This is a genomic window from Agrococcus jejuensis, from assembly GCF_007679035.1.
GTDB lineage: Bacteria > Actinomycetota > Actinomycetes > Actinomycetales > Microbacteriaceae > Agrococcus > Agrococcus jejuensis_A.
This window is the reverse complement of record NZ_VEFR01000001.1, coordinates 661,474-673,602: the sequence shown is the minus strand read 5'-3', so window position 1 is coordinate 673,602 and position 12,129 is coordinate 661,474. Positions and strand designations below refer to the sequence as shown.

The window sequence follows — 12,129 nt, the reverse complement described above, 5'->3', positions numbered from 1 at the left end:
GGCTCCTAGAGGGTCGCGGGCGGGTCGGCGCGGAACGCCGGGTTGCGGTTCACCATGGCATGCGCGGCGCGGTCGAGGTAGTCGAGCAGCTCCTCGCGCAGCAGCGGCGGCGGGTCCGCGACGTCGACGGCTGCACGCATGTGGTGCAGCCACCGGTCGCGCGCCTCGGGCCCGATGGGGAAGGGCGCATGGCGCATGCGCAGACGCGGATGCCCGCGCTCCTGCGAGTACGTGCCCGGGCCTCCCCAGTACTGCTCGAGGAAGCCCGTGAGCCGCTCCTTGGCGCCGTCGTAGTCGTCCTGCGGATACATCGGCCGCAGCAGCTCATCGGTCCACACGCCCTCGTAGAACGCGTCGACCAGGCGCTCGAAGAACGCCCGGCCGCCGACCTGCTCGTAGAACGTCACGTCAGTCCTGCCTCGGCAGCTCGGCGGTGCGCGGCGGTCGGGCGCCCGACACGCTCGCCGCGCCCTCCATGCCCTCGAGCACGACCTGCGCGAGCGAGGGGAGCGGGATGCCAGCAGCGCGCAGGTCGTGCGTGAGGCGGGCGCGCAGCTCGCGCGCGACGTCGTCGCGCGACTGCGTGCGCACCTTGATCGTGACGCGCACGACGATGACGTCGGCCGACACCGACTCGATGCCCCACAGCTCGGGGTCGCCGATGACGCGCGACGTCCACTTCGGCTCGTGCGCGAGCTCGCGCGCCGTGCGCAGGATGCGCTGCTGCGCCGCCTCGACGTCGGCCTCGTACGGGATGCCGAGGTCGACGACGACGCGCGCCCATCCCTGCGACATGTTGCCGACGCGGTTCACCTCGCCGTTGCGCACGTACCAGAGGGTGCCGTTGACGTCGCGCACCTGCGTCACGCGGATGCCGACCTGCTCGACGACGCCCGTCGCCATGCCGAGGTCGACGATGTCGCCGATGCCCAGCTGGTCCTCGAGCACCATGAGCAGGCCCGTCAGCACGTCCTTCACGACGTTCTGCGCGCCGATGCCGAGCGCGGCGGCGAACAGGCCCGCCGCGGTGATGAGCGCGGAGCCGGAGATGCCGACGAGCGACAGCACGACGATGATCGTGACGATCACGATGATCCATGCCGCGACCGTGCGCAGCACCCCGCCCATCGCCTTCGTGCGCTGCACGATGCGCACGTGGTAGAGCGGCGAGCGCTGGAGCGCCTCGGTGTCCGCGACCGATGCCTTGCGCTTGGCGCCGGAGACGATGTTCTGCACCACGCGATCGATGATCGTGCGCACGATCCACCACGTGATCGGTGCGAGCAGCAGCACGGCTGCGATCGCGATGATCGGCCCCCAGATCGGCAGCGCCGCGTTGAGGGCGCCGAGCAGGGTGCCGTCCGTGCTGCCGCCCATCAGCGCTGGTCTCGCTCCTGCACGCGCAGGGCGCGCTCGACGCCGGCGAGCTGCTCATGCACGAGGCGGCGCAGCGCGGGCACGTCCTGGTGCTCGGCGAGCCACGCGCGGGTCGCGGCGGCGAGCTCCTCGGTCGCGACGACCGACGGGTACAGGCCCACGATGAGGCCCTCGGCGATCTGGTACGTCCGCGACTCCCAGATCGGGATGAGCGCCGCGTGGTAGCGGTCGACGAGCGTCGCGAGGTCGGCGGGGTCGTTGACGTGCTGCAGGCCCATGCCGGTGTAGCGCACGATGAGGTTCGAGGCGCCCGCGGCGTCGGCGACCGACGCGAACGCGCGCTCCTTGGCCTCGGCCGTGGGGATCGTGGCGCGAGCGCGCGCCGCGAACTGACGACCCGTCGCGGTGTCGTCCGTCGCGAGCAGCGCGTCGATCTCCGCGTCGCCCGCGGCGCCGTTCAGCACGACGCCGTCGAGGATCTGCCAGCGCAGGTCCGCGTCGACCTCGAGGCCCTTGAGCGTCACCGAGCCGTCGAGCAGCCCCTGCAGGGCGGCGACGTGGCTCGGCGACGAGGCGAGGCCCGCGAACGCCTGCACGAGCTGCAGCTGCAGGTCGGAGCCGGCCTTCGCGTCCTTCGCGAGCGCCCACAGCCGGTCGCCCGTCGTCTCGATGAGGCCGGCACGGCGCTCGGGCGCGACGTACGTGCGCACCGACTGCGCGAGCTGGGCGAGCGCGAGGCGCACGGTCGTGGACTCGGTCTCGGCGCCGATGTTCGCGAGCACGAGCTCGACGTAGTCGCTGGCCGGCGTCTCGCCGTCGCGCGTCGCATCCCATGCGGCACCCCACACGAGGGCGCGCGCGAGGGGGTCCTCGATCCTCGACAGGCCGGCGAGCGCCACCTTGGTCGACTGCTCGTCGAGGCGGATCTTCGCGTACGCGAGGTCGTCGTCGTTGACGAGCACGAGGTCGGGGCGCTGGTGGCCCACGAGCTGCGGCACGGCGGTCGACGCGCCGTCGATGTCGAGCTCGACGCGGTGCACGCGCTGCAGACGACCCTTGCGCTCGGCGTAGAAGCCCACGGCGATGCGGTGCGGGCGCAGCGTCGGGTAGTCGGCGGTCGCCGTCTGCGTGATCGCGAACGACGTGATGATGCCGTCCTGCGTCGTCTCGAGCTCGGGCCGCAGCGTGTTGACGCCCGCCGTCTCGAGCCACTGCGACGCCCAGCCCGACAGCTCGCGGCCGCTCGCGGCCTCGAGCTCGACGAGCAGGTCGGAGAGCTCGGTGTTGCCGTAGGAGTGCTTGCGGAAGTACTCGGCGAGGCCGCGCATGAACGCCTCGATGCCGACCCACGCCACGAGCTGCTTCAGCACCGAGCCGCCCTTGGCGTACGTGATGCCGTCGAAGTTGACCTGCACGTCCTCGAGGTCGCGGATCTCGGCGACGATCGGATGCGTCGAGGGCAGCTGGTCCTGGCGGTACGCCCAGGTCTTCTCCATCGCCTGGAACGTGGTCCACGCGTGCGTCCACTCCGTCGCCTCGGCCGTCGCGAGCGTCGACGCCCACTCGGCGAACGACTCGTTGAGCCACAGGTCGTTCCACCAGCGCATCGTCACGAGGTCGCCGAACCACATGTGCGCCAGCTCGTGCAGGATCGTCACGACGCGACGCTCGCGGATGGCGTCGGTCACCTTCGAGCGGAAGACGTACGCCTCGGTGAAGGTCACGCATCCCGCGTTCTCCATGGCGCCGGCGTTGAACTCGGGCACGAAGAGCTGGTCGTACTTGTCGAACGGGTACGGCGTCTGGAAGTGCTCCTCGTAGAACGCGAAGCCCGCCTTCGTCGTCGCGAAGATCGCGTCGGCGTCCATGTGCTCCGCGAGCGAGGCGCGGCAGAAGATGCCGAGCGGGATCTCGGCGCCCGAGGCGCTCGTGAGCGAGTCGCGCGTGACCCAGTAGGGGCCGGCGACGAGCGCCGTGATGTACGAGGAGATGCGCGGCGTGGTGCCGAAGCGCCACGTGCCGCTCTCGCCGTCGACCTCGGGCTCGGGGGTCGGCTGGTTCGAGACGACCTGCCAGCGCGCCGGGGCGGTGACGGTGAAGGTGAACTCGGCCTTGAGGTCGGGCTGCTCGAACACCGCGAAGACGCGGCGGGAGTCGGGCACCTCGAACTGCGAGTACAGGTAGACCTCGCCGTCGACGGGGTCGACGAAGCGGTGCAGGCCCTCGCCGGTGTTGACGTAGAGCGCGTCGGAGACGACGGTGAGCTCGTTGTCGACCTGGAGGTCGGCGAGCGCGATCCGCGCGCCGTCGGCGACCGTCGCGACGTCGAGCTCGACGCCGTTGAGCGTCACCGACAGCACCTCGCGGGCGATGTGGTCGATGAACGTCGACGCGCCCGGCGTGTGCGTCCGGAAGCGCACCGTGGTCGTCGAGCGGAACACCTCGTCGCCGGTCGTGAGGTCGAGCGCCACGTCGTACGACTGCACGTCGACGAGCGCAGCGCGCTCCTGGGCCTCCTGGCGGGTGAGGTTCTCTCCGGGCACGCTCGTCCTCCGTTGCGTCGTGGGCGTGCCTGCCAGCGTAGTCGCGCGGATACGCTTGGCCTGTGACTCAGGTACGCATGTGGTTCGACCCCACGTGCCCGTGGGCGTGGATGACGTCGCGGTGGCTCGGCGAGGTAGCCGGCACGCGAGGATTCGACGTCGACTGGCGCGTCATGTCCCTCGCGATCCTCAACGAGGGTCGTGATCTGCCCGAGGAGTACGCGAGGCGCATGCCGCGCTCGCTGCGCCTCACGCGGCTCGTGATCGCCGCCCGCGAGACGGCGGGCGAGCAGGTCGTGAAGCCGCTCTACGACGCCCTCGGCTCGCGCATCCACCCCGGCGAGCAGCGCGACTTCGACGCCATCGTCGTCGACGCCCTCGCCGAGGTCGGCCTCGACCCGGCGCTCGCCGAGGAGACGGATGCCTACGACGCGCAGCTGCGCGCGAGCCACCAGGAGGCGATCGACCTCGTCGGCGACGACGTGGGCACGCCCGTCGTGTCCGTCGACGGCGTGGCGTTCTTCGGCCCCGTCGTGAGCCCCGCCCCGACGGGCGAGGAGGCGCTGCGCCTCTTCGACGGCGTCGTCGCCGCCGCGAGCGTGCCGGGCTTCTTCGAGCTCAAGCGCAGCCGCACCGTCGGCCCGCTGCTGCACGAAGGTGCCCAGTGAGGGGTGCGCAGTGAGGATCCACGTCGCCACCGACCACGCGGGCTTCGAGTACTCGAAGACGCTCGTCGCGCACCTGCAGGCCGCCGGGCACGAGGTGCTCGACCACGGCCCGACTGCGTACGACGCCGACGACGACTACCCGTCGTTCTGCATCGCCGCCGCACGCGCGGTCGTCGCCGACCAGCGCGCGGGCGTCGAGGCGCTCGGCGTCGTGTTCGGCGGATCGGGCAACGGCGAGCAGATCGCCGCGAACAAGGTCGAGGGCGTGCGCGCGGCACTCGTGTGGAACGAGGCGACCGCCGAGCTCGCGCGGGAGCACAACGACGCCAACGTCATCGCGATCGGCGCACGGCAGCACGGCGAGGACGAGGTGCTCGCGCTCATCGACCGCTTCATCGCGACGCCGTTCCCCGGCGTCGAGCGGCACGCGCGCCGCATCGCGCAGCTCGCCGAGTACGAGACGACGGGCCGCATCGCCGGCCTGCTCGACTGACGTCGAGGCGCACCCAGGCATGCCCGAGGGCCATTCCGTCCATCGCATCGCGCGGCAGTTCGATGCAAACTTCGTGGGCGACGCGTGCGCGCTGTCGTCGCCGCAGGGTCGCTTCGCCGACGGCGCGGGGTCGCTCGACGGCCGCACCATGACGGCGTCGCGCGCGATCGGCAAGCATCTGCTGCTCGACTTCGACGGCCGCTGGCTGCACGTGCATCTCGGCATCTACGGCGCGTGGGACTTCGCGGGCCGCATCGCCGAGGACGCCACGCTGCGCTCCGCGGGCGGCCGTGCAGGCCAGACCGGCATGCGCGGCACCGTGGCCGACGGCGGCTTCGAGCACTCGCTCGCGTCGATCGGCGCACCGCGTCTCGCGCGGCTGCGGATGGGGGAGTCGGAGTCGGCGCTCGAGGTCGACGAGTTCCCGCCCCCGCCGGTCGGGCAGGTGCGCGTGCGCATCCTCACCGACGCCGCCGTCGCCGACCTGCGCGGCCCGACCGTGTGCGAGGTGCTCGACCCCGACGAGGTCGAGGCCGTCGCGCAGCGGCTCGGCCCCGATCCCGAGGCGCTCTTCGAGACGAAGGCCGCCGCCGAGCGCCGCTTCGTCGAGCGCGCCGGCCGATCGCGGCAGCCCATCGGGCAGCTGCTCATGGACCAGTCCGTCGTCGCGGGCATCGGCAACGTCTATCGCGCGGAGCTGCTCTTCCGTGCCCGCATCTCGCCGCACCGCACCGGGCAGTCGCTCTCGAGCGACGAGCTGCGCGGCCTGTGGAAGGACTGGGTCAGACTGCTGCGCATCGGCGTCGAGACCGGCCAGATGCTCACGATCGACGGCCTGCGCGGCAAGCGCCTCGAGCTGGCGATGGCGAGCCGCGCCGACCGCCACTGGGTCTACAAGCGCGAGGGCCTGCCGTGCCTGCGGTGCGGCACGACCGTGGCGCTCGAGGTCATGCAGCAGCGCAAGCTCTACTGGTGCCCCGGCTGCCAGCTGTAGGAGGCACGCGCGTCCTGCGCGTCAGCGGAAGCGGTACTCGCTCGTGCCGTCGCCGATGACCCACGAGCCCTCCGGCGCGTTCTCGGGCACCTGCACGACGATCTCGGCCGTGACCGACTCGCCGATCTGGATCTCGGGGTAGTACCCGAGGTCGTCGGGCGCTGCGATGAGCGCCCCCGAGTTCTGGTCGTACCGGGGCGCGTTGTCGGGCTGGTAGGCGAACGCCATGTCGTAGTACGGATGCGTCGTGACGACGCCGACGTTGCGGATCGTGAGCTCGAGGATCACGGCGCGCTGGCCCTGCGTCGGCTGGTAGCCGTTGGCCTGCACGATCGAGTCGGCAGGGTCGATCGACTGCAGCGGCGTGATCTCCCACGTCGTGCCCTGGTCGGTGTGGATCGTGATGGTGTCGCCGTACGCGAAGTCGCCCGGCGCCGTGGTCGGCACGGGCGGCACGCTCGGCCCGGCGGTCGTCGGCGGGTTCGTGAGGTTGGGGAAGGCGGGCGTCGACGATGCGCCGGGGATGTCGGGGTCGCTGGGGGCGACGACGGGTGCGGGCACGCACGCGACGATGAGGCCCACGGCCACGGCGACGATGCCGAGGCCTGCGAGCCGGCTGCCGGCGGACGGGCGGGTGCTCACGCTCACATGCTCCAGACGGTCGAGGGCGGTCGCGGAGCGCGACGTGCCCGGCTCCACGATAGGTGGGTAGCCTGAGCGCGTGCGTCAACTTCCCGAGGACTTCACGCTCGGCGTCGCCACGGCGGCCTACCAGATCGAGGGGGCGGCGACCGAGGGCGGTCGCACCGACTCGATCTGGGATGCGTTCGCCCGCGTGCCGGGCGCCGTGATCGACGGCCATGACGGCGCGGTCGCGTGCGACCACTATCACCGGTACCGCGACGACGTGCGTCTCATGGCCGACATGGGCGTGCAGTCGTACCGCTTCTCGACGAGCTGGTCGCGCGTGCGCCCCGACGGCGGCGACGTCAACGAGGAGGGCCTCGACTTCTACCGGCGGCTCGTCGACGAGCTGCTCGAGCACGACATCGCGCCCTGGCTCACGCTCTACCACTGGGATCTGCCGCAGGCGCTCGAGGAGCAGGGCGGGTGGACGTCGCGCGACACCGTCGAGCGGTTCGTGGAGTACGCATCGAGCGTCGTCGAGGCGGTCGGCGATCGCGTGCCCACCATCACGACGCTCAACGAGCCGTGGTGCTCGTCGTTCCTCTCCTACACCGCGGGCGCGCACGCGCCCGGGCGTCGCAGCGTGCGCGACGGCCTCGTGGCCGGCCACCACCTGCTGCTCGCGCACGGCCTCGGCGTCGACGTCATCCGCGGCTTCGCGCCCGATGCGTGGGTGGGCGTGACGCTCAACCTCACGGTCGCGGACCCCGTCGACCCGACGAGCGAGCGGGATCGCGACGCCGCGCGCCGCATCGACGGCCAGTTCAACCGCTTCTTCCTCGATCCGATCTTCCGCGGCGCCTACCCCGACGACCTCATGGAGGACGTCGGCCACCTGGGCCTCGCCGACGCCATCCAGCCGAACGACCTCGGCTCGATCTCCGCGCCCATCGACCTGCTGGGCGTGAACTACTACCACGGCGACGCCGTCTCGTACGAGCCGCCCGCCGTGCCCCTCTCGCAGGATGCGCCGACGACGCGCGAGGTCGGGTCGCCGTACCCGGCCGCCGACGGCGTGCACATGCACCCGCGGGGCCTGCCCGTGACGTCGATGGGGTGGGAGGTGCAGCCCGAGGGGCTCACGCGCCTGCTGCAGCGCGTGCACGAGGAGTACGCGGGCCCGGCGCTCGTCGACCTGTGGGTCACCGAGAACGGTGCCGCCTACGACGACGCGGTCGCCGACGACGGTGCCGTGCACGACGTCGAGCGCGTCGCGTTCCTCGAGGCGCATCTGGGCGCGGTGCTCGACGCGATCGATGCGGGCGTGCCCGTCGACGGCTACTTCTACTGGTCGATGATGGACAACTACGAGTGGGCGTGGGGCTACCACAAGCGCTTCGGGCTCGTGCGCGTCGACTACGAGACGCAGGAGCGCACGCTGAAGGACTCCGCGCTCGCGTTCCAGCGCATCGCGCGCGACCGGGCGCTCTAGGCCGCATCGCGACCAGCCCGTCCCGACGGTCTCGCCCGTCGAGGATCGTTCACCCGTGCGCCGCGTCCGAGACGAGATCGACGCATCCGCGGGCTATGGTTCCCCCATGAACACTCGTGCCACCTCCGCGAGCTCCTCGCGCACGCTCGCGATCGGCCTGCGTCTCGGAGGCGCTACGCTCTCGATGTTCGCGATGCTCTACCAGCTGCTCGCGATCCACATTCCGGCCGGCTACAGCGTCGTGAACTTCTTCGTGTACTTCACGAACCTCAGCAACATCATGATCTCGGTCGTGTTCGTCGTGAGCGCCATCCGCCTCATCAACGGACGCACCGACCCCTCGTCGACCGACGTCGCGATCCGTGGCGGCGTGGTCGTGTACATCGCGTTCGTCGGCCTCGTGTTCAACACCCTGCTCACCGACGTCGACCTCGGCGACCTGCTGCCCTGGGTGAACGGCATCATGCACTTCCTGCTGCCGGTGCTCGGCATCGTCGACTGGATCCTGTGGCCCCCGCGACGCCGCCTGCCGATGTCGGTCGTCGGCTGGTGGATGATCTGGCCCGCGGTGTACGCGATCTTCTCGGTCGTGCGCGGGGCGATCGACGGCTTCTACCCGTACCCGTTCTTCGACCCCGCGGCGTCGGGCGGCTACGGCGGCGTCGCGCTGCTGTGCGTCGGCATGGTCGTCGGCTTCATGGTGCTCGCGTTCGGCGTGCGCGCGATCGGCAACTGGCTCAGCGCGCGCCGCTGGCACGAGGAGGCCGAGGAGGTGCCGGAGGAGACGGTGGCGGGACTCGCCTGACGGAGGGCCTGCGCGGCACTCGCGCGGCGGTTCGGAGGGGGTGACGGGAATCGAACCCGCGCCACCAGTTTGGAAGACTGGAGCTCTACCATTGAGCTACACCCCCGCGTGCTGCGCAGCCAGGCTGCGCGACCTCTCAACGGTACACGGTCGGCGGAGCCTCCGGCGTCATCCGGGATCGGCGGGCAGCGTCTCGTGCGACCGGCCGACCCGACGCACGGCACGACGCTTCGCGACGAACCTGCCGACGACCGCCGCTGCGGCGGCGTAGGGTGCAGCGACGACGAAGACGCCGAAGCCTCCGAGCAGCAGCTCGAGCAGGGCGGCGCCGAGCACTCCGGCCGCGAGGAAGACGACGAGATGCACGATCTCGGAGCGCACTGGACGCAGCACCGTCGCCAGCAAGATCGATACGGGGATGCCGTAGATCGCGAGCACCGCCGCACCCGGTACGAGCATGAACAGCGGGATCATGAGGATCGAGGCGGGGTCGCCATGCACCACGCCGAGCCAGATGCCCTGCCCGACGCCGACGGCCAGAAGCGCGACGAGTCCGGCGACCCAGCCGACGCCGATGTCCACCCACGTCCAGTCGTTCTCGCGTGGGTCCGGACGCCCGTACCGGGCGTCCATGTCGATCTGGTCGGCCACGGGGTGCACGTCGTCGCGGTCGTACGCATCCTCGTGCCAAGCGTCCTCACGCATCGCCCAGTTCCTTCGCCATGCGCGCGAGCGCGAGCACGCGGCGGGCCTGCCCGCGCAGCACCGGCAGCCGGCTCGTACGAGCGAGGTCGTCGACGAGCGGCACGACCTCGGTCACGAGCGCACGCGTGCGGCGCTGGTCGTCGCTGCGATCCATCGACCACGCGAGCATCACGGCCATGACCGCGGCCCACAGCAGCTCGGGCAGCGCATCGAGCACCTCGGCGTCGGCACGCAGGTCCGAGCCGGCGACGACCTCCGCGAGCGCCGCGATCATGCGCTCCCGCGACTCGGCGCTCGCGTCGCCGAAGGGGCTCGTGGGGGAGGCGGGATCGAGCGATGCGCCGAGCATCTCGACCGCGACGGCGTGGTGCGGCGCGATCTCGTCGAGCACGATCGTCATCGCGGCGTCGAGTCGCCGACCGAAGGCTCGCGTCGCGCCGAGCTCGGCGCCAAGCCGATCGACGATGCGCCCGGTGACGGCGTCGTAGACGAGGTGCACGAGGTGCGCCTTCGACGGCACGTAGAGGTAGATCGTGCCCGGCGCGACGCCGGCGCGCCGCGCGATGCGGCGCATGGACGCTGCGGCGTAGCCGTCCTCGGCCAACGTGGCGAGCGCCGCCTCGACGACGCGCGCACGAGTGCGCTCGCCCTTGGTGTCCTGCCGGTCGGAAGCCATGGCAGCAGCGCACCTGAACGCGTTCAGTTCTGCAGGGACCCGTGTGTCGTGGGTCACGGCCGCCGCGTCGGGCCCACGATTGCCGCATCCGTTCGTCGCGCGGCTCCGAATCACTCGAAGGCCGACAGCGGCAGGGAGGCGGCGCATCATGGCGAGGCACGGCAACGGCACGACGGGCAAGCGGTTCATCGCCTGGGCGGCGGTCATGGGCGTCGTGAGCGGCGCGGTCTTCCTCGGCGTCGCAGAGCTGGTGGCGCTCATCGTCGCGCGTACGGCGAGCCCGATCCTCGCGGTCGGCGCCTTCGTCATCGACATCGTGCCGCAGCCGGTCAAGGAGTTCGCGATCGCGACGTTCGGCGAGAGCGACAAGGTCGTGCTGCTGGCGAGCCTCGGGCTCGCGGTCGTCATCGCCTCGGCGCTCGGCGGCGTGCTGCAGCTCGTGCGCCCGCCGCTCGGCGTCGCCATCGTGCTGCTGGCCGGCGCCCTCGCGACGGCCGCGACCGTCACGCGCGCCGGCGGCTCGCCGCTCGGATTCCTGCCGCCCGTCGTCGGCGCCGTCGCAAGCGCCATCCTGCTCGTGATCCTCGCCCGTCGCCTCCGTGGATGGCGGGACGGCGGGGGCGCCGGCGCGCAGCGATCGACCGCGGCGTCGGGCGTCGACCGACGGCAGTTCTTCGTCATCGCCGCGATCTCGAGCGCCGCAGCCGTCGCCGTCGGCATCGGCGCCCGAGTCACCTCGGCGGCGACCGCCTCGCTCGAGGCCGTGCGCGACGCGCTGCAGCTGCCCACGCCGAACAGCACCGTCACGATCCCGCAGGGTGCCGAGCTCGACGTCGAGGGCGTCTCGCCGCTCTTCACCCCGAACGCGGACTTCTATCGCGTCGACACCGCGCTCACCGTGCCCGAGGTCGACCCCGACACGTGGCGGCTCGTGATCGACGGCATGGTCGACGAGCGCGTCGAGCTGTCGTTCCAGGACCTCATCGACATGGGCGTCGACGAGTACGTCATCACGCTGACGTGCGTGTCGAACGAGGTCGGTGGCGGGCTCGTCGGCAACGCGACCTGGCTCGGCGTGCCGATCCGCGACGTGCTCGCGATGGCGGGCGTGCAGGACGGTGCCGACATGGTGCTGTCGACGAGCGTCGACGGCTACACCGCGAGCACGCCGCTCGAGGCGGTCACCGACGAGGGCCGCGACGCCATCCTCGCGATCGCCATGAACGGCGAGCCCCTGCCGCTCGAGCACGGCTTCCCCGTGCGCATGGTCGTGCCCGGGCTCTACGGCTACGTCTCGGCCACGAAGTGGGTCACCGAGCTCAAGGTCACGACGTTCGCCGACGACGAGGCGTACTGGACGCCGCGCGGCTACGCCGCCGAGGCGCCCATCAAGTTCTCGTCGCGCGTCGACACCCCGAAGGCGGGCACGCCCGTCGCGGCAGGCACGGTGCCGATCGCCGGCATGGCATGGGCGCAGACCGTCGGCATCGATCGCGTCGAGGTGAGCATCGACGACGGCGACTGGCAGCAGGCGACGCTCTCGACTGCCGTCAACGACGACAGCTGGGTGCAGTGGTACCTCGAGTGGCAGGCGGAGCCCGGCACGCACTACATCGCCGTGCGGGCGGTCAACAAGGCGGGCGAGACGCAGATCGAGGAGCGCGCCCCCATCGCGCCCGACGGATCCGCCGGCTGGCACCGCCCGCTCATCACGGTCACCGGATGACCGGCGCGGCTGGCCTCGCGGCC

The 12,129-nt window shown here is 71.6% G+C and carries 12 protein-coding genes and 1 tRNA gene; 6 read left to right on the top strand and 7 right to left on the bottom strand.

Translation table 11 applies throughout. The features are described from left to right. Nucleotides 1-5: 5 nt before the first annotated feature. The 3 genes from FS793_RS03215 to pepN are packed head-to-tail and all read right to left on the bottom strand — an operon-like array spanning nucleotide 6 to nucleotide 3,920. On the bottom strand, nucleotides 6-407 hold the full coding sequence (locus FS793_RS03215; protein WP_144718432.1) for a globin: 402 nt from the start codon (nucleotides 405-407) through the stop codon (nucleotides 6-8). A 1-nt stretch (nucleotide 408) separates the two neighbouring features. After that, nucleotides 409-1,377 carry a mechanosensitive ion channel family protein gene (locus FS793_RS03210; protein ID WP_144718430.1) on the bottom strand — a complete coding sequence of 323 codons (969 nt, stop codon included), beginning with the start codon at nucleotides 1,375-1,377 and terminating at the stop codon, nucleotides 409-411. Further along, entirely contained in the window at nucleotides 1,377-3,920 is a 2,544-nt protein-coding gene (gene pepN, locus FS793_RS03205; RefSeq protein ID WP_144718429.1) for an aminopeptidase N, read from the bottom strand. The genes FS793_RS03210 and pepN overlap by 1 nt, the downstream gene beginning before the upstream one ends. A gap of 77 nt (nucleotides 3,921-3,997) precedes the next feature. Between pepN and FS793_RS03200 the strand changes: the two genes are divergently transcribed. Genes FS793_RS03200 through FS793_RS03190 form a run of 3 tightly spaced genes read left to right on the top strand, consistent with a single transcriptional unit; the run spans nucleotide 3,998 to nucleotide 6,075 of the window. Then, nucleotides 3,998-4,588 carry a mycothiol-dependent nitroreductase Rv2466c family protein gene (locus FS793_RS03200; RefSeq protein ID WP_144719743.1) on the top strand — a complete coding sequence of 197 codons (591 nt, stop codon included), beginning with the start codon at nucleotides 3,998-4,000 and terminating at the stop codon, nucleotides 4,586-4,588. 10 nt (nucleotides 4,589-4,598) lie between these two features. Next, nucleotides 4,599-5,081 carry a ribose-5-phosphate isomerase gene (locus tag FS793_RS03195; protein ID WP_144718427.1) on the top strand — a complete coding sequence of 161 codons (483 nt, stop codon included), beginning with the start codon at nucleotides 4,599-4,601 and terminating at the stop codon, nucleotides 5,079-5,081. A 19-nt stretch (nucleotides 5,082-5,100) separates the two neighbouring features. Continuing rightward, nucleotides 5,101-6,075 carry an Fpg/Nei family DNA glycosylase gene (locus FS793_RS03190; RefSeq protein ID WP_144718425.1) on the top strand — a complete coding sequence of 325 codons (975 nt, stop codon included), beginning with the start codon at nucleotides 5,101-5,103 and terminating at the stop codon, nucleotides 6,073-6,075. 21 nt (nucleotides 6,076-6,096) lie between these two features. Here the strand turns inward: FS793_RS03190 and FS793_RS03185 are convergent, their stop codons facing one another. Next, a complete protein-coding gene (locus FS793_RS03185; RefSeq protein ID WP_144718422.1) occupies nucleotides 6,097-6,717 on the bottom strand; it encodes a hypothetical protein in 621 nt (206 codons plus the stop codon). A 79-nt stretch (nucleotides 6,718-6,796) separates the two neighbouring features. Here FS793_RS03185 and FS793_RS03180 point away from each other — a divergent pair, with 79 nt between their 5' ends. Next, complete coding sequence (locus tag FS793_RS03180) at nucleotides 6,797-8,194, top strand: GH1 family beta-glucosidase (RefSeq protein WP_144718420.1); 1,398 nt, start codon at nucleotides 6,797-6,799, stop codon at nucleotides 8,192-8,194. Nucleotides 8,195-8,300: 106 nt separating this feature from the next. Then, nucleotides 8,301-8,999, top strand: a complete 699-nt coding sequence (locus FS793_RS03175) for a Pr6Pr family membrane protein (RefSeq protein ID WP_144718418.1) — start codon at nucleotides 8,301-8,303, stop codon at nucleotides 8,997-8,999. Between the two features lie 35 nt (nucleotides 9,000-9,034). On the opposite strand, the gene FS793_RS03170 is transcribed toward FS793_RS03175, so the two are convergent. The 3 genes from FS793_RS03170 to FS793_RS03160 all read right to left on the bottom strand — a co-directional run bounded on the left by FS793_RS03170 (nucleotide 9,035) and on the right by FS793_RS03160 (nucleotide 10,380). Continuing rightward, nucleotides 9,035-9,105, bottom strand: a tRNA-Gly gene (locus tag FS793_RS03170). 62 nt (nucleotides 9,106-9,167) lie between these two features. Next, nucleotides 9,168-9,704 carry a hypothetical protein gene (locus FS793_RS03165; RefSeq protein WP_144718416.1) on the bottom strand — a complete coding sequence of 179 codons (537 nt, stop codon included), beginning with the start codon at nucleotides 9,702-9,704 and terminating at the stop codon, nucleotides 9,168-9,170. Beyond that, nucleotides 9,697-10,380 carry a TetR/AcrR family transcriptional regulator gene (locus FS793_RS03160; protein ID WP_186329297.1) on the bottom strand — a complete coding sequence of 228 codons (684 nt, stop codon included), beginning with the start codon at nucleotides 10,378-10,380 and terminating at the stop codon, nucleotides 9,697-9,699. The genes FS793_RS03165 and FS793_RS03160 overlap by 8 nt, the downstream gene beginning before the upstream one ends. Nucleotides 10,381-10,528: 148 nt before the next feature. On the opposite strand from FS793_RS03160, the gene FS793_RS03155 reads away from it, so the two are divergent. After that, entirely contained in the window at nucleotides 10,529-12,106 is a 1,578-nt protein-coding gene (locus FS793_RS03155) for a molybdopterin-dependent oxidoreductase (RefSeq protein WP_144718412.1), read from the top strand. The last annotated feature ends 23 nt before the right edge of the window (nucleotides 12,107-12,129 follow it).